This window comes from Pseudomonas sp. RA_35y_Pfl2_P32 (genome assembly GCF_963970735.1).
Lineage (GTDB): Bacteria > Pseudomonadota > Gammaproteobacteria > Pseudomonadales > Pseudomonadaceae > Aquipseudomonas.
In genome coordinates this window covers 61,259-83,303 of sequence record NZ_CAXAQF010000014.1, presented here as the reverse complement: position 1 = coordinate 83,303, position 22,045 = coordinate 61,259, and the positions used below count along the sequence as shown (strand labels likewise).

Here is a 22,045-nt window from a genome sequence, read left to right as displayed (position 1 = left end):
TTGAGCCTATAGAAGTCCGGAGTATCCGTTTTGGAGGTAGTCGTCGATATCGCCCTTGTTGTTTTCAGGTGCAATGCCGAGCGTTGCACCGAAGGCCATCGCAAGCGCGACGATGCCGTCGATACGACCGGTAGCTTTGTCCTTGGCAAACTTGCGCCCGCCGGCCGGGTCCTTTTGGATCACTGCGTTGGCCGCGCACATGGTTAGCAGCGGGGACATGCCGTGGCGTAATCGTCCGTTCAACAATTCCGATTCCAGTGCATCGATGGCGGGGGCCATGTCTTTGAATCCTTGCCCGTACTCGACGAGGGGTAAGTTCACGCCCTGGGCTTCCGCATCACGCCTGAACAGATCAATCCGGTACCTGTCGAACGCGATCGACTGAATGTCTCCGCCCAGCTCGTTCAAAATCCGGGCGATATCCACAGCCACAAATGCGTAGTCAACAGTCGCCCCCGGCGTGGTGATCAGCAGGCCTTCCCTTACCCACACGTCATACGGCTCGCGATCACGCTTGGCCCGCTCCATCAACCCAACTTCCGGCGTCCAGAAGAACGCCCATGCACCCCAGTTACCGTCCCGCTTACCGATGACGACGAAGGCTGTAAGGTCAATGCGAAACGAAAGATCAAGCCCGCCGTACAGATCAAGTCCGTCTGGGCTGTCCGGTTCATCGCCGCACGATTCCCATACCCCCTTCGAAACGAAGACGGACACCGTAGATACGCGCTGGTTGAGGCACAGATTTCGGAACGTGTTCTCCGACGCAGGCATGCGGTTGGCTTTTTCGGCTTGCTTCTCCAGGTCGGGAAGCGAACGGAACGTGCCGAGCGCCGGGTTTGCAGCCCGCCATGCGACAGGGTCAATCAGGCTGCAATCTTTCGGCGCGCTGTAAACATGGCTGACGATGTGCGGGTCTTTAGAACGCTCAGCGTCATCCAACCAAAGACTGAACATGTCGCTATCTTGTGCTGCCTGCGTACTGATCGCGATCAACAGAGGCGCGTCGTGCGCGCCTTGGGCAGTGGTGATCGCGTCTACAAAATCGCTTTGCGGGCCACGTATCTGACCCACCTCGTCGAGGATCGCGAGGATAGGTGACAGGCCGTGGGTCGTTTTGCCCTCGGCAGCTAGTGCGCGGTACTCCACGTTTAACGGAGTACCGATGAGTTTCTTGCCGCTCGGGTTGACGTGAACCAACGCTTGAAGATCAGGGTTCAGGTTGATCATCTTCACGGCCAGATTAAATACAATCCCGGCCTGCTCGCGGCTCATTGCGCCCGAAACGATCTGCGAGTTGAGCACGGCTTCCGGCCCAACCAGGTGAACCAGCAAGATGCCTGCGATCAGACCAGTCTTGCCGTTCTTCCGGGCAATACTCAGGTAAGCAGTGCTGGTCCCAACCGGGTTGTCATAGATGGCGAGGATGAAGTCCTTCTGAAAGCCATCCAGTCGTAAGGGCTTACCAACGTGCTTACCCTCTGGAACCCGGCAGTACTTTTCGATGAATGCAATGGCTCGCTGGCCGCGAGTGCGGCTCTTGCCAGCCATCAGTGCATCGCTCTTGGGATCAGATCGTCATCGTCCTGACTCTCAAGAACCTTTTCAGCTTCGCGCTGCTTGGTCGCTTTCTTGCCCTGGTCGCGGGAATCACCCTGCGTGGCCTGGGCATGCACTTGCAAGGTTCGGCTCAAAGCCACCGCACGGCGACTCAGCGTCTCCAACAAGCTGTGTTTTGGGTTGATAACTTGAGTGCCACGGTCGTTTTTCAGCACGTCGCCCTCCACATCGATCTCCTTTTGCAGGCGTTCAATGTCAGAAAGGCAGCGCGCCAAGTTACCGGCCAGTACCAAATCAGAGTCAGTCCAGCTATCACGCGTACGCGCGCGCACAATGGAATCCCAAAATGGCTTGTCGCCGGGTCGCAGGTTTACAAACTTCGGAGCTTTGATGGGGCCGACACCGGCAGCGCGCATAGCCGCAACCGCCGATGTCGCGCTATCGGAGCGGTTGCGCTTGGCTGTCATAGGTTTTCTCAATACTGCCGCCATGTGTTGTGGCGGCGTTTTCCGGGTTACGGATGCAGATGTCAGTCGAGGGCGGTCCTACTTGACGAGAATCCCTATCATTTGACCTCCCCCTAGGGGCACTGACGTGCCACACGGGGCGCGTCGATAGTTTCGGTCAATCGCGGTTCCAATGATGATTCGGGTCGACCGGGATGCCCGAGACGTCATGACCAGGCAGGATGCCGGTCCGCTCCTGCCTCTGCTTGGCTCCGTCATGGCATGGCTTGCACAAGCTCTGCAGGTTCGAGGCATCGAAGAACAGAGCCTCATCACCCTTGTGCGGCTTGACGTGGTCGACAGTGTTGGCAGCCTCGACCGTACCCAGCGCACGACACAAGCGGCAGGTCGGCTCAGCCTGTAGCTGATGCCATCGCAACCGATACCAGCGCTTCGTCTTGTAGAGGTGGTGCCAGGGCGAGGAACTGGCCATCAGTCTGTATTCCGCCCAGGAAGCTTGAAGCCGGTGACTCGGTCGGCAAAGGCGCGGACCTTATCCACACCCAGCAACCCGACCATGCCGCCGATCAGGCTGGCTGCTGACTGCGGGATGCCGATCAGCTCAAGGCCGGACAGCATCGACAGCGTGATGCAGCCACACAGTAGGCTTTCGAAGAACGCAGCCTTGCGTGTCCCGCCGCCGTAGATGATCCGCAGCGCGGAGATCGATATCGCAAAGCCTGCGGCGTAAAAGGCCGGGGCGTGCTGACTCAGCCAGGCGAGTACAAGAACCCATGTGTCTGGCTTATCGGGCATGTTAGGCATCCGCTGTCCTCCCCGATCTGGGGGGCGATTAGGTCCGGCTCCAGCAGCACTCCCAACTCAGAGCGATGAGTGTGGCGGAGCCGAAAACGAAAAAGCCCAGCGGAATGGCTGGGCTTGTGATTAACCGTTGCTCATCCAGCAACAAAATCGGCAGGGATTTCCCAAGGGGCGTTAGCCTCCAGATAATCATGGCCTGCCCACGTCATCTCAAAGTAATCGTAAGCACGCTCTTCGTCCTTAGTGAGCTTGACGAACCCGGCCGTTTCAAGAAGGTGGAGATGGTAGTCGACCGTATCCCACGCATACTCACTACCGAGTCCTGAGCCGGAATCGCTAGCGCAAAACATCAGACGAATCTCGGCGCGATTCATGCCGGCGCCAGTAGGTTCCTCGGCGATGATATTGATCAGTTCTACAGCCCAACCTTTGTTCCGGAGCATTCGTATTCCTCTGCATGCAGTGCTAATTGGCCATGTCGAGGGTAACAGCTCGCCCCTTAAAACGAAAAAGCCCCGCACGATGGCGAGGCTTTGAAAATCAATTAACTAAATCAATTATGTGACGGATGACGCCGTCCATTAAGAACCTCAGCGAGCTCCTCAACAGAGAACAATCCATAGTCGTGATCGTTCATCTTGCTCGATCGAATTTCATCAAACACTGCGAGCATGCGACGGTAACCATCGGTGGTACGCATATGAGAATTAACAATTCGACCGGCGAACTCGGACCAGCGATCAAGATCCCCTACAAGAATCCGAGCGATGGAAAGGTACTCATGCTCGTTGTTACCATCAAAGCCGGGGAACTTCACATCCTTACCAAAAGGATCAGCAGCTTCGGATAGAGTTTTACGCTCCTCCGCATCCAGTTCCTCAAATGAGCTCTCCAAGAGAGACCACATTTCTAGCACGTCAGCGACGTACTTTACGCTCTCTGGGTCTTCGCCCGTGTCGTCAAATAATCCTGAATACTTCCATTTCAAAGCCCATCCCTGCCCCCCGGTGACCATCCGCTGAATAAAATCAGGATCAACGTCGCTCTGTACTTTCAGGTGCGAGTGAAGGTCAGTTAGCAGGGTAATAATAAGCTTTTGCTGATTCGAAAATTCCATCTCAGTCCTCGGCATAAATATCTAAGCAGCTCGCAAAAAGCAGCGGGTTTAGATAGTAAGCGAAGATTAGAAATAAAGGATGCCTCACAGCAAAAAGCCCAACTCGCTGGCTGGGCTTTTGCTGTGGTGTCGCGCTGAAACAGCTGAACACCCTGCCATCAAAACAGGTGTTTATCTGTACGGAAAGGCTTTTTTACGCAGCATCAGCAGATCTATCAATCGCACCATCAATCCAGGCCACTCCGGCCTTGATCAACTCCCAGGCTTTGCGCTCCGAAATGCCGCTCTCACGGGCAATGCGGTTAGCGGGCCACTTCGCGCCGAAGTAGAACCAAACAAAATCCCCCATCTGTTGCTCCCGCTTGATCAGTCGTGCGAGCGCTGCATCCACGATCAGTGCAACATCGTCAGTGATCACGTATGACTGCGTGCTGGGCTCAGGATTGAACTGATTCATCACCGCAGCCAGTTGGGAGACATACCTGGGCACCCCCATTCCCGCCATCCGCCACGAGCCCCACTGCTCCAGCAGGTACTCGGTATCACCCAGTGGCTTGTCGATATACGTTCGCTTCTTCATGCCACTTTCCTCGGGGTTGGTTCGTCCATGCCGAACAGTTCACGCAGCAGCTTGTCGGCAATCTTGTTCTTGGCGTTACCCTCAGAGATCCAGAGACGGGCGAACGCCTCGAACCCCAGGGCAGACCTTGAGGCGTGCCAGTCGGCGATGATGTCCATGAAGGCCGCAGAACCGATCCGGCCGTTGTTCTTCTCTAGCAGCAGGCGATTGCCCTGCTTCAGGAACTTGCACTCAACTGGGGTCAAGCTTTTGCGCGGCAATGCCGCCGTGACGTTACTCATTTGCGGCACTCCCGAGGCTTTTACAAACCTCCACAGTCATGAATTGTTGAATTGACTTGCAGCCCATGCAGTCCGTGGCCTGTAGGCGATTATGTGAAAATTCAAATCTAACGCCTGTCTGCACTGTGTTGGCATTCGGCACCATCCGGTCTAACGTTTTGGCGGCGATCATTGGCCCTTCCTCCCCTTGTACTGGCTGGCGAAGGGGCGACTGGCTTCAACCTCCTCCTGGCTTGGCTCACGGCCAGCGAAATTGACGAACCTGGCGAACTTGCCCTGCTGCTGAACAACACACGACCCCACCGGCGCATGACGGCACTTGGGCATAATCAATTCGGTGGCGCCGTTCTGGCCTTCCTCGCTGTCCATGTCGCGGTGGACCAGGATGATGCAATGGGCGTCCGCCTCGATCTGGCCTGAATCGCGTAGGTCGGAAGCGATCGGCTTCTTGCCTGGGCGTTTGGTTGAGTCCCGATTGAGCTGGGCCAGCAGGATCACTGGCACCTCTAGCTCCTTAGCGATGTTGACGATGCCCGTCGATATCTTGCCCAGCTCAGCGGTTCGGTTGAACGCCTTTCCATCAGAGCCAATCAGGCCGATGTAGTCGATCACCACCACGTCGAGGCCGTGCTTGCGCTTGACCTGTCGACAAATACTGCGGATGCGTGGGACCGTTAATCCCGACTTGTCGCTGACGTACAGCGGCTTATCCAAAATCTTTTGCACCGCGGCTGTCAGGCGCGGCCAGTCATCGTCCTGCAGTTGCCCATCGTCGAGCACCCGTAGGTCAATGCTGCCAAGGGATGCCAGGGCACGGTTACCAAGTTCCTCCTCGGGCATCTCCAGGGAGAACACCATCCCAACACCGGCGCCGGAACAGGCGATGTGTTGGGCTATCTGCAGGCCGAGTGTGGTCTTGCCGCTGCCTGGCAGGCCGGCCACGATGGTCACAGTCTTTTTTCGCAATCCGCGGATCAGCTTGTCCAGATCCACAAGCCCTGTGGATAACCCTGACTGCACCACACCGTTAAACTTGGCGTCGATGAGGTCAACGTTTCGGGCAATCACTTCATCCATTCGCTTGTAGTCCGGCTCGCCAGTGTCGAGATCCCGCAGGTCGGCCATAGCCTGCTGGGCGCTGGCAACGATTTCCGCCACCGGCCGGTTCTCGCTGGCCAAGTCGCGCACAGCGTCCGCGGCCCCCACCAAGCGCCGCAAAACGGCACGATCCCGCACCGTACTCGCATAGGCCTTCCAGTTCGCAGTGCTGGGGGTGTTCTTGGCCAGCTCACCGGCGTAGGCGATGGTAGTTCCGCCGCTGGGCAGATATGGCTTGAAGTCGTGAAGAGTCACCGGGTCAATTGGTGAGCCGGTGGCGTGCAACTCGAGCATCACCTGGAACAGTGCCGCGTTTTCCGGGTCGTGAAAGTCGGCCGTGGCAACGCTGGTTGTGATCGAGTCGAACAGCTCACCATCCAGCATCAATGCGCCGAGCAGGGCGTGTTCCGCCTCGTCGCTGTACAGCTCGCGATACTCGTTCATGCCCGCCCCCGCGCCGAAGCCCAAGTGAAGCCGGCTAGAAGCGCACCGTTCTCGCGTAGCCGGTCAAGGGCGCGTTCGCCGATATACGGGCCCAAGCTCTTCGCGTTGAGATTGGACACAACCACCGTCGGGCGGATCAGGTTGTAACGGCGATCCAGGACCTCATGCAGGGCCGACAATTCGTAGTGAGTACCTGCCTGGGCGCCGATTTCATCGATCACCAACAGGTCGAAACTTGCCAGTTCGTTGATCACGTCGCTCTCGGAATAGCCGGCATTGCGATCCATCGAGCGCTTAAACACGCGGATAATCTCGGCGGCGGTGGTGATCACTGCCACGGCCCGATACTGGCGAATGACGTGCTGGACGATGCCGCTGGCTAGGTGCGTCTTGCCGTTACCGACGTTCCCGCACAGCAGCAGGTTTCGGCCGGCCTGGAAGTGCTCGCCAAAGTTATCGGCATAGCCCTGGCAAGTTTCCAGCGCCTGAGTCATATCCGGTGTGGTGGCGCGGTAGGTCGCGAAGGTGCTATCGGCAAACCGGGGCGTGATACCAGAGCCTACAAGCGCGCTGTTGACGCTTTCGGCTTGCAGGTTGGCCAGCGCCTGCGAATGCTCTTCGCTCCCCTGTGGCGATACACGCAGGCCGTGGAACTGGCACTGCTTGCATGGGCGGACAGCCATCGATCCATCGAACTGCTCAACCTCGGAACGATCAACCTCGCCGTGGGCAGGGCACTCGCCGGTGAAAGTTCGCGAATCAGGCTGGCGACGGAAATTAGAACGCGGGGCCATTGTCGCCTCCTTGGTACATATCCGGGGTGTGGTTGGGCAGGTTGTTGAAAGCCGATGGCTTACCGTTCTTGGCGCCAGCGCCAGGTAGGACCGATTCCGGGTAGATGTCCGACCAACTGCTGGTGGTGGACTTATCCAGCACTGCGTCGGGTTCCGGATGGTTGGCCAGCTTCTTGGAGATCAATTCACAAGCCCGCAGTGTCAACGGTGCACGCTTGGCCTTCCGCATTTCACAGAAGTCAGCCCAGGCTTGATCGGATGCATTGGCAGGCTTGGCAGTCAGCGGATCAAACTTTGATTTGCGAACTTTCTGGTCAGGCGATTTATCGCCTATTGGTTTATTAACGGATAGATGACGGATAGATGACGTATTGGGTGCAGCTGCTGCACCCCGTTCTGTCTTCATTTGCACCCCGCTCTGTGCTGAGCTGCACCCCGTAGCGTCTCCATTTGCACCCCGTTCGCAGCGGGGTGCATCTGCTGCACCCCGTTTTTCGATCAGGTCGTACACCACCGGACGGCGGTCGTGACGGTCGATGTAAGCGGCCGCTATAGACTGATTGCCTCGTTTTATCAGTCCGGCAGCCTCAAGGGCGTCCAGCTTGTAACGCACAGTGCGCTCAGATAGGCCGGTGTCAGTGGCAAGGGTCAGCGCCGAAGGAAAAGCCCCGCGCCCATCACTGCCGGCGTAGTTGGCCAGGCACAGCAAGACATGACGGCAGGTGGAGTCTTTGATCTCTTGTTGCTCCAGCGCCCAGACCATGGATTGGATGCTCATAGATCCAACTCCCGCGTTACCCGGGCAATGAACTGGTCGTGGGGCTCATCCAAGACGATTCCCTGCTCTTGCAGCGCCAGACGACCGGCCTTGGCCAGGCCATAGATCTCCCAGCGCTCGCGCTCGGGCAGATGACGGCAGCCGGAATAGTTGGGCCAGGGGCCGGCGATCACTTCGGCGGTGGCCGGCGAAACTACCGGAATCCCGGTAGTTGATTCCAACGGAGTCGTCATTGCAGCGTCTCCGAGCCGGTTCCGCTGATCCTGCTCACGATCTGAGCCATATCAGTCAGCGTTCCGCCGGAAAGACGGCGCACCAAGATGCCCAGCGCGGTAGTCGCATTGATCGCCTCCACGGACACTGTCGCTGTGATCCTTGCGTTATCTGCGGCCAGGGTGGCATTGGTGCCGAGCCTGACCTTGTCGCCGGCGTTATACGCCGCGCAGGCCAATGCCAAATCACTGAGCTGGTTGTACTGATCAGGCGGTGTAGGCCGGACAAACGCCTCGGCAATCGGTATAGGCATATCAGGTGGTTCTTGACCGGCCAGCAAGCATTGACCCGCAACCTCCCAGTGCTCATCGGAAACTTTCTTTGCGTCGCCGCCCGTCTTGCGCTCGAACAGGACCTTCAACGCCCAGTACGCCTCGATCAGACCTACGTACACGTCACCCCGGGCTTCAATTACGCCCCCCTCCTCCACGAACTCTGTCGCACCCTTGACGCACTCGAAGCACTTCAGGAGAAGCGCAGCGTCAGCGAACTTCTCGAAGAAAGCTTGGTCGATGGTTTCGATGATGTGTGTCTTTGGAAAATCAATTACCTTACTCATGACTGCGCCTTCTGGACCAGGCGGAACCGGCCCTCAAAATATGGGTGGGTCGCCTGGGTTGTAGTGACCATCGTGGATTCGGATACGAAGCGGTTGAAGGCAGCAGTGACGTGGCTCTTTGACCAGACCAGGTACTGGGAGCCCAGCGCTTCCTCATGGCCGTTCCGGACCATGCCGGCAGGGTTAGGCTGGTTTGGCCAGACCTTCAGCACGTAGTCGACGACGGCGCCGGACAGGCCGTGGCGCGCCAGCATGGTTTCCTTCACTCGGGTCAGTGACTGGCAATTCTGGGGGCAGTGATCCCACACAGTGGTCTGGCTCAAGTCCTCGACGCGACGTTCGATCCGCTCCAGCGCCACCTGCTGCTCCCGCTGCTGACGCTCGACCGCCACCAAGTGGTTCGCGTTGGCGGCGGTGATTTCAGCTTGGGTCATCGGGCGGGCGGCTTGCTCTTCCAGATCGTGAAGTCGGCGAATCACTTTGTGCCGCAACGGGATGCTGTAGCCGGTGATCAGGGTCTCGGTCAGCTCTTTGTCCAGGTGGTACTCAACCTGCTCCCGATTCATGCTGTCCAAATAGATGCCCCCAAAACTGGGGATATCTTTTTTAAGCTCGGCGAGCATGTTTTCAATGTCGCGCTTGACGTGGTCGTGACGCTTTTCGGTCAGTTCCGCAATCTCGCGGGAGGACATGGTGACGGCATCGCCGCCTTGGAATTTGGCGATGGTCATTGCACGTCCCTCGACTTGATTGCGCCCATCAGTGCCGCGTCGGTCCTGGCAAGGGATTCGTTTGCCTGCTGGACGAGCGAGCGCTCAGGAATGGCGTCGAAACTCGAACCAAGGCGCTCAGCAGCAGCCCTGACCCAGATGCAGATCTCACTCATGAACCCGGTTCGCTGGCCCTGTAACGATTCGACCTCCTCTTTAGTCACGGGCTGCTTCGCATCCATCGCCGCGAGTATCGAACGGAGAACCCCTGATGCGTTGTGGATTTGGTTGTCACGGTGATCCCTGACGTATTTGAGATACATGCAAGCAACTGACCGGCCAACCTCGATGCCTCCGAAGTAGCCGCCCGTCATTGGCACATCCCAGAACGACTCTGGGCCGTTATCCTTGCCAACAAATGGCAGGCGATCCCAGGCGTACTTGCCTTCTGGCTTCGACCGAAGGCCGATTCGCTTACTTTTGGGTAGCGGACGCTTGGATTTCGGGATAGTCATTGGCAACCCCCGACATGAACGGCGTCATACGCTGCGCCAGCGTGACGGGACTTCCAGAAAAAGTTGCCAGTTGCGAAAGTGATCGATTCCAGACGGCTTTCGATCTCAGTGGCAAGAGGGTTGCTCCAGCCGCCGTCGAGCGTTGGGACGATCCGAGCCAAAAGGATCGAGCGCAATTCGTTGAAGGTGGCGCGGGCGTCGTTCATCCGCGCCATTTGCTCGGCAGTGACAACGGCGTCATCCAGTAACTCGCCATGGACTACCAATACGGCAGGCAGCTTATTCATGGCTGCACCGCCAAATCCCGCGCCACGATTTCGGGTCTGGCTTTTTGTGTCGCGCCATTGCCAAACTCAACGCTTTGAGCAGATGCATCCACCAGTGCACAAGCCGCCTCGACCATGAACCGGATGCCGTAGATTTCGGTGCCGTTCAATCCACTTACAATGAACTGATCAAGGATGCTGGTAACGGCGTTCAGCATGTTGCTCGAAGAGCTCAAGGCTTCGCTTACAAGCATTCCAGGGCGGACGTCCATGAGCTTTGCGGACTTATCAAGGCAGTCGAAGTCGCTAAATGCGGATGCTGTAGTGAGCAATGGTTGTTGCGTCCGGTTAAGTCCGGTGGTATTTTCGTTTTGCATTGTTTTTGCCCTTCGATAGACAAAGTGATGCCAAAGCCACCTGCTAGTAACAGGTAGCGACTAAGAAGCTCAGCTCAGGCTGGGCTTTTTTGTGGGCGGTCGAAAAGTCAGCCGCTCAGCAAAAATCCTGGTGATAGGGGGTTCACGGGGAGACCTGCGGGATACTGGATACGCATACAGAGCCATTTGGCTCAGGTGCAACAGTCGGGAATTCAGGCGATGATTCACCTACCTTGTGGCGAGCTTCGACCTGGGCAATAAGGTCGCAGATCGAAGATGCTTTAATGGCGCCACCAGTGACGGACTCAGCAAGCAGCGCCTTTTCAGGACTAACCTTTTGCGACCCGGACAGCCAATAAGAAACTGTTGCTTGAGACACGCCGAGGGCATCTCCGGTCTTCGACTGGCTGCCGAAATGATTTATTAGTTCGCTAATTTTTTGAGCCATGAGACAGGCCTCTGATAAGTCTTTTTATAGACTGCACAGAAGCAAACTTCTTTGCAACCCCATAAGTATCTTTATAGGATCAGAGGATGAATCTATCCGAACGAATCAAGCTTGCCCGGAAGAAAGCTGGACTTACTCAGTCTCAGCTTGCCGAATCCGTTGGTATCGCGCAGACAGCCATCAGCCAACTTGAATCTGGGAAGACACTGCGGTCTTCCTATCTGGTTCAGATAGCCAGAGCATGCGGCGTGAACAGCACCTGGCTAGCATCCGGGGAAGGCGAAATGCTTTCGCCAGAAGATGTTGCGACCTACTTCAGTAGTGAGCTTGAGGAGATCCTCCGCGGCGAACACGAGGATGACGCCGCGCTCAACTCTGCATTGCGAGACAGGATTGAAGAGCTCAGGAGTGCGAGCCGATACGCGCCTTCCAACTCTCTTCTGACGGAGGAAATACCCTATCTGATTGAGCTGGACGACCCTCGCGACCCATCGAAGACCGTCGTCGAGATTAGCGTAAAGGTTCATCTCGACCTCAACACCGAAATACTATCGAAACAAGGAGTGCTACCCGAACACGTTGTGGCGGTAGCGATCTCTGGCAACTCAATGACCCCCGTTCTACAGGACGGCGGCACCGTTGTTGCTCACTTGCGTGAGACTCAAGTCGTTGACGGTCGAATGTATGTGATAGATCACGGAGGGCAGATCAGGGTAAAGGCGCTCTACCGACTGCCAGGCGGCGGAGTCCGCATGAAAAGCTACAATACCTATGAGCATCCCGACGAGACGTATTCGGTGCGCGAGATGGATGACGCCAACATCCGCATCATGGGTCGCGTCTTCTGGGGCGCATCCTTTTACTAGCTCAAGCACAAACGCCCAAAACCCGGATCACCGGGTTTTTTTTCGCGTACAGGTTAGGAAAAATCAGCAACCTGGTAAAAATAATAAAAATACTGCTTGAACACTTATATAAATCTGCTTATATTTTTCTCCATCAGCAACGAATGTGACGGATAAAAGAAATGAGCACGGTTGTCAATTTCGGCAAGCTCCAAGGCACAACAGGCGTACTTGCCGAACAAGAGCTGCGTGCCGCCCTTGCTGTTTGCGCTGGCTTGGCCAACAAGGAAATCGCTCGCGCCGTTGGCTGCGCTCCCGGCACCGTCAAAAAATCCATTGAGCGCGTCTTCTACAAGCTCGGCATCACCAGTCGCTCGGCAATCCCTACAGAGCTGTTCTGCCGTGGCATTGCGCGCCATATGGTGATTGTGTTCTGCGCGATCCTCGCCGGCCACGCAGCCATCACCGACGACCACATGAACCGCATCCGCCGCCCAGGTGAGCGCCGCATTGAAACGCGCGTGGCCGTTCGCCGCATCGAGGTCGCCCTCACCGCTTAACCCCAACTGATTTTTGCGAAAGCCAACAACGCGGCCGGGATTCGCTCGGCCTGAATAAAGCTCACCCCAAGGAGTAGGACCATGTTGATTCTCACCCGTCGCCCAGGCGAAACCATCCGCATCAACGATGACATCAGCGTCACCGTGCTCAGCATCAGTGGCCAGCAAATTCGCCTTGGCATCACTGCACCAGACTCCGTCGAGGTACATCGCGAAGAGATCTACCAGCGCATCCAGGCCGGAGCTACCAAGGAGAAAGGAGAAGCTCATGCAGTCGCCTAAACGTATTTCCCTGGTGCTACGCGCACCTGAAGGGAAGACGCTGGAGCAGATCCTGCAGTTCGCCCAGCTCGGCGCTCACGTTTCCATTGGGCGTGGCCTTGCGGTGATCGCCGGCGCCAGCGATCGAGACCTGGTAACGCCAGCCATTGAGGTACCCGAGTTCTGCATTGACGAGCATATCCAGATGGTCGCCGACGCAAATCGGTATCGCTGGCTGCGTGACGGCGCCCTAAGTACCGGCTCGGCGAACGTGCCGATGGTGTGCATTGGTATGGGCGAACCAGTTGGCGGCGCCGATCTGGACCTGGTGACGGATGCTGCAGCGCTCAACTGGCCGATGGTCGACGAGTTTGCCAACGAGGTGCAGGCATGAAGGCCATAACTCTTTTCGCCTTACTGTTGATCGCCGGCCAGGCAAGCGCCAGCGAGATTGAACAAGTCATCAGCGTCCAGCATGACAGTCAGCGGGGCGTCACCTGCTGGATCTTGAATAACACAGGTATCAGTTGCCTGCCGGATAGTTCGCTCCTGCAGATGCCCGCCAGCACCGCCATCGACGAAAGCCAGACGGCACGGGCTTCTCTGGCAACTTCCATGTGCCAAAACGAGCAATTGCCCGCCGGCCTGCCCCCACAGAACGAGAGGTTCCAGCTATGAGCAGCGGAGCAAGAGTTGTGCACGGTCGTAGCCGAGCAGGCGAGTTGGCCAGCCTCGGCTCGCGCCTGGTCCGCCTGGGCCAGATGCTGCAGGACGACCAGACCAAGATCGGCGAACTGATGCGCCTAGCTCAGGAGTGCCGATTCAATCTGAGCCTTCATGTCGCGGCTGATTCGATCCCTGAGACGGAGTAGCTCATGCGCAAGCCTCGCAGAAACCTCGTTTGGGATGAGCGAGCAACCGCCCTTCTGGTTAAGCATTATCCGTCGACGCCTATGCCAGAGCTGATCCTGCTGCTTGGGAAAACAAAAATACAGATAAAGACCAAATGCCATTGGCTCGGGCTGCGACGCGACAAATCGTTTACGGCGAAGACCTGGCGCGAATCTCTGAAGACAGGCCCCGATAACCACAACTGGGTCGAAGTTGGTGCTCGCCGGGATACAGGTAGAAGCATACAGCTGAAGCTCCCCAGTGGTGAGTGGGTAGCAGAGCATCGATGGGTTTGGGAGCAGGCAAACGGCCCTATACCTGATGGCTGCTACGTATCTCCTCTAGATGGAAACAGACGTAACACTGACTTGGCCAACCTCAAGCTGGTGACCAAGGATGAGCATTGCAGGCGCAACCAGGTACGCAAATACCCCGCTGAGTTGCAGAACGTGATCCTGGCCCAGCAGGACCTTAAGAGAGCAATACGGGAGAAGAAATCATGAAGAATAAATTGAGCGACCTACGGGATCATCTTTTTGCACAGCTTGAAGCGGTACGTGAAGCCACTGATGAAGACTTGGCCAAGGAGGTCCAGCGCGCCTCTTCCGTCTCCGACATCAGCCGAGTACTGATCGAGAGTGCCAAGGTGGAGATCGATTACTTCCGTCACATCGGCGGCGAGAACAGCGCCAGCTCCTTCATTGAGTCGAAGCCGGCACTGCCTCCAGCCAAAGGAGTTACCCGTGGCTAAAACAATCTTACGGGTACGCCAAGGCGGAATCGCCTACTACCTGAACGAGTCGTCCACTGGCGCCAAGAACAGCGGGCGCCGGTTCATCCTGAGCCGCACCAGCAACTTTGGAAAAACCAAGGATGGCTGGATAAAGGTCAACTCAACAGAACACCAGGTGTTAGTCGATGCCAATAGTGAGCTCGACCAGTTCAACGCCTGCACCAGCCTGTTCGCCAGCAAAGAGCAGCGCCCCCACGTCGACCGCCATCACATCCGGGGTATGGCTGGAAAATGGGAGGGTGAGGCGTTTCCCGCTCGCGTGACGCACCGTCGTGACGCGACACAAAACGCGAATAACGAAAACGTGTCGCGACAAGTAGAGCGGTGAAGCAATGCGCTATGTGACCGTCAGGAAATTTGCCAGCGAGTCTGGCTACACAGAGGACGCGATCCGCTCAAAGATCCGTGACGGAATCTGGCGGCTCGGTGAGATATGGATCAAAGCGCCGGATGGCCGGACGCTTCTAGACGTAGAAGGATATGAGTCATGGGTAGAGGCGGGAGGGGAGTTCGGGCGGTCTCCGATACGAGTATCGAAATCACGTTCATGTATCGGGGCGTCCGGTGCCGCGAGCGCATCACGCTCAAGCCCACCGCCACTAACCTGAAGAAGGCCGAGCAGCACAAGGCGGCGATCGAGCACGCAATTTCGATTGGTACTTTCGACTACTCAGTGACGTTCCCGAGATCTGCGCGGGGCGCGAAATTCGCGCCTGAGGCTTCCCGGGAAACCGTGAACGGATTCCTCACCAGGTGGCTCGAGGGGAAGCAGAAGCACGTTGCGAGCAGCACTTTCGATGGTTATCGGAAGCTGGTTACCCTGCGCCTTATCCCCGCCCTCGGTGACACCATGCTGGTGGACTTGAAGCGTAAAGCGGTGCGTGACTGGCTGGATACACTTGAAGTGGGTAACAAGACGCTCAGCAACATCCAGAGCTGCCTGCGATCCGCACTCAACGACGCGACCGAGGAAGAGTTGATTGACTTGAACCCATTGGCTGGTTGGACCTACTCCCGCAAGGCCGCACCTACGAAAGAGGATGACGTCGATCCCTTCAGCCCTGAAGAGCAACACGCAGTGTTGGGTACCCTCTCCGGCCAGGCGCGCAACATGATGCAGTTCGCTCTGTGGACAGGACTGCGAACCAGTGAACTTGTGGCGCTGGACTGGGGAGATATCGATTGGCTGCGTGAGGAAGTGTTGGTCAGCCGGGCAATGACTCAGGCCGGCAAAGGGAAAGTAGAGACAACGAAGACCGCTGCAGGTAGACGCAGCGTGAAACTTCTTCGTCCGGCGATGGAGGCATTGAAGGCGCAGAAAGCCCATACATTCCTCGCTGATGCCGAAGTGTTTCAGAACCCGCGTACGCTGGAGCGCTGGGCGGGTGATGGCCCGATCCGGAAGACCATGTGGGTACCAGCGATGAAGAAGGCTGGCGTTCGCTACCGTCGGCCGTACCAGACTCGGCATACGTATGCATCGATGATGCTGTCTGCGGGTGAGCACCCTATGTGGGTTGCCAAACAGATGGGGCACACTGACTGGACCATGATAGCCCGAGTATATGGAAGGTGGATGCCATCAGCAGATGAGGGTGCGGGCAGCAGAGCTGAAGGATTATGGAGCGGTAGACCTGCCAATAACCTTTCTGCCCAATTTCGTCAGCCCATTTCAGACTAGGCTATTTCTTCTTATCTTTAGGAGATGTTTTTTGTTCAGCTTTCTTGCCATATAGCCAGTACGCCGCAATACCATACAAACCGAGCACAGTGCCGGTTGTAGAGGTTATGAAGGTGATCAGCAACGTATCAGTGAGCTTGAACGGCAGATAGGAGTACTCCTTTGGGATAGGAGTAAACCATTGCCCAAACCCTTGCAAAAGCACCACAACAAAAATTACAAATATCCATAAAATAGCAAGTAGCAAAAGTAGATTGCTATGGGAAAGTCTCATGCCATGGATTTCGTCGGCATGTTTTCGTTTCTGGGCTTGATCATCGTTGTTAGCGAAGGCCTGCATCTCCCCGACTAACTTCGGGTCAAGAAGCGGAGATTCAGCAGATGATAGGGGCGGGAGAAACTCGCTACTTAATTGCTCTTCATTATTTGCAAAAGCGTTTGCTTCTTCGAGAGCCGTAGCGTCAGAGAGAGGGGAATTAGACTGTGAAGACGGTGGCAAGAATTCGCTCAATTATCCTTCAGGCGAATACTCGCCACCTCCAACTTGGCTCAAAGCATGGAATGAGTTGGCTGAGACAACAACCAACGATAGAAACCTTCAATCATGTCGTTTGAAATCACAGCATTTTTGCCTTGGTTATTCCAAGTCACGCTCCAAGGAGTCCCGGGCTGATGCGTGGCTGCTGAAAGTGTAACGCCATCTGCTCGGCCATAAATCCGAGCAACGTCCTTCATTACAGCCAGTTCGTTCTGATCGAACATGACCGGTGGTGCAGGAACGTTGGTAACCGGAGCGGAGCGAAAATCCCTCACGGCCTGGTAAACGCTGCGGACTACCGGACCATACTGCCAAGCTTCAACAGGCTCGTTTATCAAGGGCACGCCATGCCTTGCAAGCATGTATCCGTGCGCAATATATACAAGCTTCAAAAGCTGCATAGGCGTTACAGCAGGATCCCCAGCCTCACGGCACTCGTTAAGGATTCGCTGGGCAACCGCACGCGCATCTCTACTCATCGTTTTGCCCTCCTTGTGAACCAGCTAGACATCAAAATGAGGCGCGAGTCTGCCGAAGTCAAGAGCGGATGTCAAATTATACTTGACACCTACGGCATGGCTCGTTCCTGTAAGAAAATATAACAAATAACTGTACATACAACCAGTTAAATTGACGTCGGATTCATACCTAATAGAAGTGCGACAACTGGAATGACAGCAAAATGGCAGCCTAGAGGCTGAAAGCCTTGTGGCGCAAGCCTTAGACGGGGGTTCAAATCCCCCCGGCTCCACCACTTCATCATCTAAAGACGTCCACGGACGTCTTTTTTTGTGCCTGAAATCCAGTGAATACGGGGGTTTCATGGCTATTGGGGGCTTTCGAGGTTTTTAGAGTTCCAGGCGATTTGGTATTCCCAATGGTATTCCCGGCTACCCAGGGCTAATCTTGGGAATACCAAAAAGTGTCATGGAGTACTTCTCATGTGCGCTCAAACCACCCGCCTCTCCGACCGCCAGCTCAAGGCGATCAAACCGAGAGACAAGGATTACGTCCTCACCGATGGCGACGGGCTTCAGCTCCGTGTCAGAGTCAATCGCTCGATGCAGTGGAATTTCAACTACCGGCATCCCGTCACCAAGAATCGAATCAACATGGCACTCGGCTCTTATCCCGAGGTTTCTCTTGCGCAAGCCAGGAAGAAAACCGTTGAGGCTAGAGAGCTGCTTGCACAGGGCATCGACCCCAAAGCTCAGCGTAATGAACTGCAGGAAGCCAAACGAGCGGAAACGGAACATACGTTCGAGAACGTAGCCACCGCGTGGTTCGAATTGAAGAAGGATTCCGTCACCCCGGCGTATGCCGAAGACATCTGGCGCTCACTCACGCTGCATGTATTTCCGAGCATGAAATCAACGCCGCTATCAGAAGTGAATGCCCCGATGGTCATCAAGCTCCTTCGGCCGATTGAGGCCAAAGGTAGCCTCGAGACCGTGAAGCGGGTAAGCCAGCGCCTTAACGAGATCATGACCTACGGGGTCAATTCCGGAATGATCTTTGCCAATCCTCTCAGCGGCATTCGAGCGGTCTTCAAGAAACCCAAAAAAGAGAACATGGCCGCGCTACCAGCTGATGAGCTTCCCGAGCTCATGATGGAAATCGCGAACGCCAGCATCAAGCGGACGACCCGCTGCCTGATCGAATGGCAGCTGCACACCATGACCCGCCCCTCCGAAGCGGCGACCACCCGATGGGCAGATATCGACTTCGACAAACGCCTCTGGACCATCCCTCCGGAGCGAATGAAAAAGCGTCGTCCGCACACAATCCCGCTGACCGAACATGCACTCTCGTTATTGGAGACGCTTAAGCCCCATAGCGCCCACAGGGAATATGTGTTCCCGTCAGATAGAAACCCGCGCACCCACGCGAATAGCCAAACAGCCAACATGGCGTTGAAACGAATGGGTTTTCAGGACCGCTTGGTCAGCCACGGAATGCGCTCCATGGCCAGCACAATTCTGAACGAACATGGATGGGATCCGGAGCTGATCGAAGTCGCGCTGGCGCATGTCGATAAAGACGAAGTTCGAAGCGCCTACAACCGGGCGGATTACATCGAACGCCGGCGTCCGATGATGGCCTGGTGGAGTGAACATATCCAGAAGGCAGCCACCGGCAGCCTGTCGGCATCCGCCATCAATCAAACCAGGGACCGTAACGTCGTGCCGATACGCTGAGCCGGCGACAATCCGTGTCGTGCAGCAGGGCGACTGAAGTGGCGACTGTCGCTAAATCTGCCGCATGCCTGCGCTTCTTCGGCCAAGCCCCTGAGTATGGGAAGGCTCCGCATTCCCATACTCAGGGGCTCACGCTTAAAAGCGTCTATCAGACAACCACGAGTTGCGCCTTTCTGCGGCGGATCAGCCCTGCTGTTAACTCATAGTAATAGACGGTCGCTGGTGCTGAGCAACGCAGATAGTGCTCTAAAAACCATCTGGTGTGCTTTTCCTTCCAGGACCAGGGGGTCGCACAACTCCAGCGCTCACGAATCGCCTTGTGCATCCTTTCTGCCTGCCTGATATGCCGCTGCCGCGTGGCATGCGCACCTTTGAGCACGGGACTCAGAAACAACGCCATATCGAACTCGGACTTCATCAACGACCTCCGATGTAGGCACTCACCACGTCGATGCGGTTATGCCCCAACTCGTGGCTGATCTGCTGGCGTGCACGCTGATCGAGTGCTCGATCGTCTCGATGACCACGACCGCCATTGATGGGCGCGGAGAAGCCGGTCAGTTGCTCATAGCGCTCACAGGCGTAAGCCGCCCGCAGTTCATGAAAGCCTTTCAATCCATGCTCATGCAGGATGTCCCGTGCCGGTCGCACGATTGTCTGTAAGAAATCTTTGTAGCTTTCATCAGGTGTTAACAGATTCCGACTGCCCTTGGGTGAAGCCTCGCTGGCCCTGTCGAGGGCGCCACGAACTTGATCCGTGACCGCAATCCAACGCGGTGCAGATGCGCCTGATCGACCGCCTTTGGTGCCGTCCTGGATATTGATCTTGCCCAGTTGCCGAGCCTCACGTTGCAGCCGGGGCAAGTCCGCCAAGATCGCTTCACGCAGGCGCATGCCGGTCTCCCGAGCAAGGAGCACAATGGCACTCACCCTCGATTGCTGGCCTCGCTCTGACAACGCCTGTGTGATCAACTCGACCTGGACACGGTCTTGGCCTTGCGGGGCCTCACTACGCACACCTGAGCGCTGCAAGCCAAGCGCCTTGCTCGGACTGGGGATTTTGACGTACTGATCACCGCGCAGCGCGGCCATCGTTCGGTTCACGCTGGACAGGCGGTTCTGTGCGGTGGCGATGCCGACGTTGCCCTGATCAACCTGCTCGCGCAAATGGAAGGCGTACCGCATAAGGATCTCGCGGTCGATCTGTCGCGCGTCATTGAGCCTTGGCCCTTCCTCGGATCGACACCAACGCACGAATGCCTGCCAGCGATCGCTATGGGCTTTGACGGTAGCAAAATGGCCGTCGCCAAACAGATCTCTCAGTGCTTGCGGTCCGGCATAGCTGAGCTGGCGACCGAAGCCAAAATTACGTCCCGCTCGCTTACCGACCCGAGCCATTTTTCTGTTCCTGATCGACTGCAGCGAGATCATGCAAAAGGGCTTGCCAGTACGCACTCACGATGGCGAGCTGGGCCCAATCCGTCGGACGAAAACACAGCCTGTTATCGGAGACGTAGAGATGCGCGCCCTCCTCTTTCAACCATTGGATGATGGCTGTCGGCGAGGTGATAGCTTTATGGGTGGTGGCGACACCGGCGACACCGGCGACAACCCTTGTCCTGCCTGGCTTTGAGCGTGGCGACAAAGTGGCGACAGTCGCGGCGACAAACCGCGCTTTCGGCTCCTTTTGGCGCTGAGCCAGGTGGTTGCGCAGCGCTTCATCAAGATTGAACATGGCGCACCTCGAAGGTACAACCGTCGGTGCTCAGCCACTGATGATCAATCAACTCGACCAACAGCTTGGCGGCATGACGACTGCTCTTACGGGCAAATCGGGGACCATTGCGATTCAGCTCCCGAATACTGAAGCGCTTCCAATCTTTGACCTGCAGCCAGCGCAGCAGCCGGTCTGCCTCCTCTTTTACCCGGCACACCGGTTCCTGTTCGGTCAGGCGCTGGATCTCGGAGAGGTAATAGCCGACTAAGGCCGAGGCCCGTTGGATATGATCGACCTCCACGACGCTGCTCTCCTCCACGACTGCCAGATTGCCGGCGACGCGCAGCAGGTTGTCGGCGGCCTTCGATCCGCTAGGCCGTACGCTGGCCAACTCGCCAAACTCACCCAACTGGGCCTCGATGGCATCATGCAGATCAATCCAGCGACGACGAGCCAGTGGACTGAGGCTCAGCGGTGACAGCCGCAAGGCACCGTCAGCGGAAAGCGACCAAGGCTGATGAAACAGGGCCGAAAGACGGTGGTGATATCGCTTTAGGGCGGGGTCTTTGGACAAGTCGACAGCCTGGTAACTGCGTTGTCCGGCCAGGCTGGTGGGCCAGGTCATGAGGCAGCGACCGAGAATGCCTTGCCCCAGCAGCAACGGGTCACTGAGTAACTGCATGGCTAGATACGGTTGCAGCATCAGGTGCAGGCTTAAGCGTCGATCGTAAGCTCGCAAGCTTTCACCCACCATGGACCGCGCGCGATCTATCGGACTGCCGTCCCAGAGTGACGACAAGGTCGTAACCGCTTTCAAACGGTTATCTCGACTCATGGTGCTGCTACCGAGGAATTGTCCCCCCTCGTCACAGAACAGGCCCATTCTCGGCAAGTCATGGCAGAGTCCCTTGATCAGGGCCTCGATAGTCGGATCCGTGGTGATCAGCCTAGGTGCAGAGGGCTCCGCTTCAAGCGGTACGCCGTTTGTGGGGTCGGGATAGCCAGGGTTGATACGCTGCGCCTGCCGCTGCGCGACACGGTACCGGGCGAGTTGTTCACGGTAGCGCTGCCACTGCTCACGCTCCCATTGCCGTGCTGGCAGCAATGCAAAACGATCTGCCGCGGTCTTGCGATCACCTGACGCGGCCACTGTAATCAGGAACAGCGACAGGGGGTAATTTCGTCCATCGAGTTGCAAGCCCGCATGACCTTGAGTGGCTAGCGCCGAGGCAGCCAAGACCGATTGTGCGGCCAGTGCCTGGGGCACGCCGATGACCTCGGCCATGCGCTCAACCGCAGGCCCAAGAATTCCACCCAGTGCCTGGACCGGATAAGGCTCGGCCACGGGGTTTGACTCAATCAGCGGTCGAGGCGGTCGTGGTAGTTCAAGCTTCGGATCTAACTGCTGCATGGGCCCTCTCCTCGGTAATTGCTGGTTGTCCTCACGTAGTCCCGCCACGGCTGTTGAGTGTTATCAGGGATCAAGGCCCCTG

The 22,045-nt window shown here is 56.8% G+C and carries 35 protein-coding genes; 11 read left to right on the top strand and 24 right to left on the bottom strand.

The genetic code is table 11. The annotated features are described in order from the left end of the window. Positions 1–6: 6 nt before the first annotated feature. From AACY45_RS15735 to AACY45_RS15650, 18 genes are all read right to left on the bottom strand, one after another. Positions 7–1,551 carry a terminase large subunit gene (locus AACY45_RS15735; protein ID WP_339546312.1) on the bottom strand — a complete coding sequence of 515 codons (1,545 nt, stop codon included), beginning with the start codon at positions 1,549–1,551 and terminating at the stop codon, positions 7–9. Continuing rightward, positions 1,551–2,027: a TerS protein gene (locus tag AACY45_RS15730; RefSeq protein WP_339546311.1), complete on the bottom strand. Its 477-nt coding sequence runs from the start codon at positions 2,025–2,027 to the stop codon at positions 1,551–1,553. Before AACY45_RS15730 ends, AACY45_RS15735 begins: the two co-directional genes overlap by 1 nt. 157 nt (positions 2,028–2,184) lie before the next feature. Beyond that, a complete protein-coding gene (locus AACY45_RS15725) occupies positions 2,185–2,499 on the bottom strand; it encodes an HNH endonuclease (RefSeq protein ID WP_339546310.1) in 315 nt (104 codons plus the stop codon). After that, on the bottom strand, positions 2,499–2,831 hold the full coding sequence (locus AACY45_RS15720; RefSeq protein WP_339546309.1) for a phage holin, lambda family: 333 nt from the start codon (positions 2,829–2,831) through the stop codon (positions 2,499–2,501). Before AACY45_RS15720 ends, AACY45_RS15725 begins: the two co-directional genes overlap by 1 nt. A gap of 131 nt (positions 2,832–2,962) precedes the next feature. Beyond that, the gene (locus AACY45_RS15715) at positions 2,963–3,271 is read right to left on the bottom strand and encodes a DUF2513 domain-containing protein (protein WP_339546308.1); all 309 of its coding nucleotides are present in this window, start codon (positions 3,269–3,271) and stop codon (positions 2,963–2,965) included. A 110-nt stretch (positions 3,272–3,381) separates the two neighbouring features. Next, a complete protein-coding gene (locus AACY45_RS15710; RefSeq protein ID WP_339546306.1) occupies positions 3,382–3,945 on the bottom strand; it encodes a YfbU family protein in 564 nt (187 codons plus the stop codon). Positions 3,946–4,138: 193 nt separating this feature from the next. Beyond that, positions 4,139–4,525: an antiterminator Q family protein gene (locus AACY45_RS15705; RefSeq protein ID WP_339546305.1), complete on the bottom strand. Its 387-nt coding sequence runs from the start codon at positions 4,523–4,525 to the stop codon at positions 4,139–4,141. Next, a complete protein-coding gene (locus AACY45_RS15700; protein ID WP_339546304.1) occupies positions 4,522–4,806 on the bottom strand; it encodes a hypothetical protein in 285 nt (94 codons plus the stop codon). The genes AACY45_RS15705 and AACY45_RS15700 overlap by 4 nt, the downstream gene beginning before the upstream one ends. 168 nt (positions 4,807–4,974) lie before the next feature. After that, positions 4,975–6,348, bottom strand: coding sequence for a replicative DNA helicase (locus AACY45_RS15695; RefSeq protein ID WP_339546303.1), 1,374 nt, complete (start codon positions 6,346–6,348; stop codon positions 4,975–4,977). After that, complete coding sequence (locus AACY45_RS15690; protein ID WP_339546302.1) at positions 6,345–7,142, bottom strand: ATP-binding protein; 798 nt, start codon at positions 7,140–7,142, stop codon at positions 6,345–6,347. Before AACY45_RS15690 ends, AACY45_RS15695 begins: the two co-directional genes overlap by 4 nt. Continuing rightward, on the bottom strand, positions 7,126–7,920 hold the full coding sequence (locus AACY45_RS15685) for a helix-turn-helix domain-containing protein (protein WP_339546301.1): 795 nt from the start codon (positions 7,918–7,920) through the stop codon (positions 7,126–7,128). Before AACY45_RS15685 ends, AACY45_RS15690 begins: the two co-directional genes overlap by 17 nt. After that, positions 7,917–8,153: a hypothetical protein gene (locus tag AACY45_RS15680; protein WP_339546300.1), complete on the bottom strand. Its 237-nt coding sequence runs from the start codon at positions 8,151–8,153 to the stop codon at positions 7,917–7,919. The genes AACY45_RS15685 and AACY45_RS15680 overlap by 4 nt, the downstream gene beginning before the upstream one ends. Next, positions 8,150–8,752 (bottom strand): hypothetical protein, encoded by a 603-nt coding sequence (locus tag AACY45_RS15675; protein WP_339546299.1) that lies wholly within the window; start codon positions 8,750–8,752, stop codon positions 8,150–8,152. Before AACY45_RS15675 ends, AACY45_RS15680 begins: the two co-directional genes overlap by 4 nt. Further along, positions 8,749–9,483, bottom strand: a complete 735-nt coding sequence (locus tag AACY45_RS15670; RefSeq protein WP_339546298.1) for a Rha family transcriptional regulator — start codon at positions 9,481–9,483, stop codon at positions 8,749–8,751. Before AACY45_RS15670 ends, AACY45_RS15675 begins: the two co-directional genes overlap by 4 nt. Next, positions 9,480–9,977: a hypothetical protein gene (locus AACY45_RS15665; RefSeq protein WP_339546297.1), complete on the bottom strand. Its 498-nt coding sequence runs from the start codon at positions 9,975–9,977 to the stop codon at positions 9,480–9,482. Before AACY45_RS15665 ends, AACY45_RS15670 begins: the two co-directional genes overlap by 4 nt. Further along, positions 9,974–10,264 carry a hypothetical protein gene (locus AACY45_RS15660; RefSeq protein ID WP_339546296.1) on the bottom strand — a complete coding sequence of 97 codons (291 nt, stop codon included), beginning with the start codon at positions 10,262–10,264 and terminating at the stop codon, positions 9,974–9,976. Before AACY45_RS15660 ends, AACY45_RS15665 begins: the two co-directional genes overlap by 4 nt. Beyond that, complete coding sequence (locus AACY45_RS15655; protein WP_339546295.1) at positions 10,261–10,620, bottom strand: hypothetical protein; 360 nt, start codon at positions 10,618–10,620, stop codon at positions 10,261–10,263. The genes AACY45_RS15660 and AACY45_RS15655 overlap by 4 nt, the downstream gene beginning before the upstream one ends. Positions 10,621–10,762: 142 nt before the next feature. Then, on the bottom strand, positions 10,763–11,068 hold the full coding sequence (locus AACY45_RS15650; RefSeq protein WP_339546294.1) for a transcriptional regulator: 306 nt from the start codon (positions 11,066–11,068) through the stop codon (positions 10,763–10,765). Positions 11,069–11,154: 86 nt separating this feature from the next. Between AACY45_RS15650 and AACY45_RS15645 the strand changes: the two genes are divergently transcribed. From AACY45_RS15645 to AACY45_RS15600, 10 genes are all read left to right on the top strand, one after another. Then, entirely contained in the window at positions 11,155–11,934 is a 780-nt protein-coding gene (locus AACY45_RS15645) for an XRE family transcriptional regulator (RefSeq protein ID WP_339546293.1), read from the top strand. A gap of 161 nt (positions 11,935–12,095) precedes the next feature. Next, complete coding sequence (locus tag AACY45_RS15640; protein ID WP_339546292.1) at positions 12,096–12,473, top strand: LuxR C-terminal-related transcriptional regulator; 378 nt, start codon at positions 12,096–12,098, stop codon at positions 12,471–12,473. Positions 12,474–12,554: 81 nt separating this feature from the next. After that, the gene (gene csrA / locus AACY45_RS15635) at positions 12,555–12,755 is read left to right on the top strand and encodes a carbon storage regulator CsrA (protein WP_339546291.1); all 201 of its coding nucleotides are present in this window, start codon (positions 12,555–12,557) and stop codon (positions 12,753–12,755) included. Further along, complete coding sequence (locus tag AACY45_RS15630; RefSeq protein ID WP_339546290.1) at positions 12,742–13,128, top strand: hypothetical protein; 387 nt, start codon at positions 12,742–12,744, stop codon at positions 13,126–13,128. Before csrA ends, AACY45_RS15630 begins: the two co-directional genes overlap by 14 nt. A gap of 5 nt (positions 13,129–13,133) precedes the next feature. Beyond that, positions 13,134–13,412, top strand: a complete 279-nt coding sequence (locus AACY45_RS15625) for a hypothetical protein (protein WP_445261190.1) — start codon at positions 13,134–13,136, stop codon at positions 13,410–13,412. Between the two features lie 17 nt (positions 13,413–13,429). Further along, on the top strand, positions 13,430–13,606 hold the full coding sequence (locus AACY45_RS15620; RefSeq protein WP_339546288.1) for a hypothetical protein: 177 nt from the start codon (positions 13,430–13,432) through the stop codon (positions 13,604–13,606). A gap of 3 nt (positions 13,607–13,609) precedes the next feature. After that, complete coding sequence (locus AACY45_RS15615) at positions 13,610–14,128, top strand: HNH endonuclease signature motif containing protein (RefSeq protein ID WP_339546287.1); 519 nt, start codon at positions 13,610–13,612, stop codon at positions 14,126–14,128. Next, complete coding sequence (locus tag AACY45_RS15610) at positions 14,125–14,376, top strand: hypothetical protein (RefSeq protein ID WP_339546286.1); 252 nt, start codon at positions 14,125–14,127, stop codon at positions 14,374–14,376. The genes AACY45_RS15615 and AACY45_RS15610 overlap by 4 nt, the downstream gene beginning before the upstream one ends. Next, the gene (locus AACY45_RS15605; RefSeq protein ID WP_339546285.1) at positions 14,369–14,746 is read left to right on the top strand and encodes a hypothetical protein; all 378 of its coding nucleotides are present in this window, start codon (positions 14,369–14,371) and stop codon (positions 14,744–14,746) included. The genes AACY45_RS15610 and AACY45_RS15605 overlap by 8 nt, the downstream gene beginning before the upstream one ends. 159 nt (positions 14,747–14,905) lie before the next feature. Further along, positions 14,906–16,099 (top strand): Arm DNA-binding domain-containing protein, encoded by a 1,194-nt coding sequence (locus AACY45_RS15600; protein ID WP_339546284.1) that lies wholly within the window; start codon positions 14,906–14,908, stop codon positions 16,097–16,099. 1 nt (position 16,100) lies between these two features. Here the strand turns inward: AACY45_RS15600 and AACY45_RS15595 are convergent, their stop codons facing one another. Then, positions 16,101–16,610, bottom strand: a complete 510-nt coding sequence (locus AACY45_RS15595) for a hypothetical protein (RefSeq protein ID WP_339546283.1) — start codon at positions 16,608–16,610, stop codon at positions 16,101–16,103. 38 nt (positions 16,611–16,648) lie between these two features. Beyond that, positions 16,649–17,116: a Panacea domain-containing protein gene (locus tag AACY45_RS15590; RefSeq protein ID WP_339546282.1), complete on the bottom strand. Its 468-nt coding sequence runs from the start codon at positions 17,114–17,116 to the stop codon at positions 16,649–16,651. A gap of 462 nt (positions 17,117–17,578) precedes the next feature. On the opposite strand from AACY45_RS15590, the gene AACY45_RS15585 reads away from it, so the two are divergent. Next, positions 17,579–18,835, top strand: a complete 1,257-nt coding sequence (locus tag AACY45_RS15585) for an integrase domain-containing protein (protein WP_073452177.1) — start codon at positions 17,579–17,581, stop codon at positions 18,833–18,835. Between the two features lie 148 nt (positions 18,836–18,983). Here AACY45_RS15585 and AACY45_RS15580 read toward each other — a convergent pair whose 3' ends face one another. Genes AACY45_RS15580 through AACY45_RS15565 form a run of 4 tightly spaced genes read right to left on the bottom strand, consistent with a single transcriptional unit; the run spans position 18,984 to position 21,963 of the window. Then, positions 18,984–19,253 (bottom strand): hypothetical protein, encoded by a 270-nt coding sequence (locus AACY45_RS15580; protein ID WP_073452175.1) that lies wholly within the window; start codon positions 19,251–19,253, stop codon positions 18,984–18,986. Beyond that, positions 19,253–20,233: an integrase domain-containing protein gene (locus AACY45_RS15575; protein ID WP_095145081.1), complete on the bottom strand. Its 981-nt coding sequence runs from the start codon at positions 20,231–20,233 to the stop codon at positions 19,253–19,255. The genes AACY45_RS15580 and AACY45_RS15575 overlap by 1 nt, the downstream gene beginning before the upstream one ends. After that, a complete protein-coding gene (locus AACY45_RS15570) occupies positions 20,217–20,570 on the bottom strand; it encodes a hypothetical protein (RefSeq protein ID WP_095145082.1) in 354 nt (117 codons plus the stop codon). Before AACY45_RS15570 ends, AACY45_RS15575 begins: the two co-directional genes overlap by 17 nt. Then, on the bottom strand, positions 20,557–21,963 hold the full coding sequence (locus AACY45_RS15565; protein ID WP_339546281.1) for a YfjI family protein: 1,407 nt from the start codon (positions 21,961–21,963) through the stop codon (positions 20,557–20,559). Before AACY45_RS15565 ends, AACY45_RS15570 begins: the two co-directional genes overlap by 14 nt. Between the last annotated feature and the right edge of the window lie 82 nt (positions 21,964–22,045).

Excerpts from the sequence above, each read along its gene's own strand:
- AACY45_RS15735 (WP_339546312.1), bottom strand. The coding sequence starts at position 1,551 with ATGGCTGGCAAGAGCCGCACTCGCGGCCAGCGAGCCATTGCATTCATC.
- AACY45_RS15730 (WP_339546311.1), bottom strand. The coding sequence starts at position 2,027 with ATGACAGCCAAGCGCAACCGCTCCGATAGCGCGACATCGGCGGTTGCG.
- AACY45_RS15725 (WP_339546310.1), bottom strand. The coding sequence starts at position 2,499 with ATGGCCAGTTCCTCGCCCTGGCACCACCTCTACAAGACGAAGCGCTGG.
- AACY45_RS15720 (WP_339546309.1), bottom strand. The coding sequence starts at position 2,831 with ATGCCTAACATGCCCGATAAGCCAGACACATGGGTTCTTGTACTCGCC.
- AACY45_RS15715 (WP_339546308.1), bottom strand. The coding sequence starts at position 3,271 with ATGCTCCGGAACAAAGGTTGGGCTGTAGAACTGATCAATATCATCGCC.
- AACY45_RS15710 (WP_339546306.1), bottom strand. The coding sequence starts at position 3,945 with ATGGAATTTTCGAATCAGCAAAAGCTTATTATTACCCTGCTAACTGAC.
- AACY45_RS15705 (WP_339546305.1), bottom strand. The coding sequence starts at position 4,525 with ATGAAGAAGCGAACGTATATCGACAAGCCACTGGGTGATACCGAGTAC.
- AACY45_RS15700 (WP_339546304.1), bottom strand. The coding sequence starts at position 4,806 with ATGAGTAACGTCACGGCGGCATTGCCGCGCAAAAGCTTGACCCCAGTT.
- AACY45_RS15695 (WP_339546303.1), bottom strand. The coding sequence starts at position 6,348 with ATGAACGAGTATCGCGAGCTGTACAGCGACGAGGCGGAACACGCCCTG.
- AACY45_RS15690 (WP_339546302.1), bottom strand. The coding sequence starts at position 7,142 with ATGGCCCCGCGTTCTAATTTCCGTCGCCAGCCTGATTCGCGAACTTTC.
- AACY45_RS15685 (WP_339546301.1), bottom strand. The coding sequence starts at position 7,920 with ATGAGCATCCAATCCATGGTCTGGGCGCTGGAGCAACAAGAGATCAAA.
- AACY45_RS15680 (WP_339546300.1), bottom strand. The coding sequence starts at position 8,153 with ATGACGACTCCGTTGGAATCAACTACCGGGATTCCGGTAGTTTCGCCG.
- AACY45_RS15675 (WP_339546299.1), bottom strand. The coding sequence starts at position 8,752 with ATGAGTAAGGTAATTGATTTTCCAAAGACACACATCATCGAAACCATC.
- AACY45_RS15670 (WP_339546298.1), bottom strand. The coding sequence starts at position 9,483 with ATGACCATCGCCAAATTCCAAGGCGGCGATGCCGTCACCATGTCCTCC.
- AACY45_RS15665 (WP_339546297.1), bottom strand. The coding sequence starts at position 9,977 with ATGACTATCCCGAAATCCAAGCGTCCGCTACCCAAAAGTAAGCGAATC.
- AACY45_RS15660 (WP_339546296.1), bottom strand. The coding sequence starts at position 10,264 with ATGAATAAGCTGCCTGCCGTATTGGTAGTCCATGGCGAGTTACTGGAT.
- AACY45_RS15655 (WP_339546295.1), bottom strand. The coding sequence starts at position 10,620 with ATGCAAAACGAAAATACCACCGGACTTAACCGGACGCAACAACCATTG.
- AACY45_RS15650 (WP_339546294.1), bottom strand. The coding sequence starts at position 11,068 with ATGGCTCAAAAAATTAGCGAACTAATAAATCATTTCGGCAGCCAGTCG.
- AACY45_RS15645 (WP_339546293.1), top strand. The coding sequence starts at position 11,155 with ATGAATCTATCCGAACGAATCAAGCTTGCCCGGAAGAAAGCTGGACTT.
- AACY45_RS15640 (WP_339546292.1), top strand. The coding sequence starts at position 12,096 with ATGAGCACGGTTGTCAATTTCGGCAAGCTCCAAGGCACAACAGGCGTA.
- csrA (WP_339546291.1), top strand. The coding sequence starts at position 12,555 with ATGTTGATTCTCACCCGTCGCCCAGGCGAAACCATCCGCATCAACGAT.
- AACY45_RS15630 (WP_339546290.1), top strand. The coding sequence starts at position 12,742 with ATGCAGTCGCCTAAACGTATTTCCCTGGTGCTACGCGCACCTGAAGGG.
- AACY45_RS15615 (WP_339546287.1), top strand. The coding sequence starts at position 13,610 with ATGCGCAAGCCTCGCAGAAACCTCGTTTGGGATGAGCGAGCAACCGCC.
- AACY45_RS15610 (WP_339546286.1), top strand. The coding sequence starts at position 14,125 with ATGAAGAATAAATTGAGCGACCTACGGGATCATCTTTTTGCACAGCTT.
- AACY45_RS15600 (WP_339546284.1), top strand. The coding sequence starts at position 14,906 with ATGGGTAGAGGCGGGAGGGGAGTTCGGGCGGTCTCCGATACGAGTATC.
- AACY45_RS15590 (WP_339546282.1), bottom strand. The coding sequence starts at position 17,116 with ATGAGTAGAGATGCGCGTGCGGTTGCCCAGCGAATCCTTAACGAGTGC.
- AACY45_RS15585 (WP_073452177.1), top strand. The coding sequence starts at position 17,579 with ATGTGCGCTCAAACCACCCGCCTCTCCGACCGCCAGCTCAAGGCGATC.
- AACY45_RS15580 (WP_073452175.1), bottom strand. The coding sequence starts at position 19,253 with ATGAAGTCCGAGTTCGATATGGCGTTGTTTCTGAGTCCCGTGCTCAAA.
- AACY45_RS15575 (WP_095145081.1), bottom strand. The coding sequence starts at position 20,233 with ATGGCTCGGGTCGGTAAGCGAGCGGGACGTAATTTTGGCTTCGGTCGC.
- AACY45_RS15570 (WP_095145082.1), bottom strand. The coding sequence starts at position 20,570 with ATGTTCAATCTTGATGAAGCGCTGCGCAACCACCTGGCTCAGCGCCAA.
- AACY45_RS15565 (WP_339546281.1), bottom strand. The coding sequence starts at position 21,963 with ATGCAGCAGTTAGATCCGAAGCTTGAACTACCACGACCGCCTCGACCG.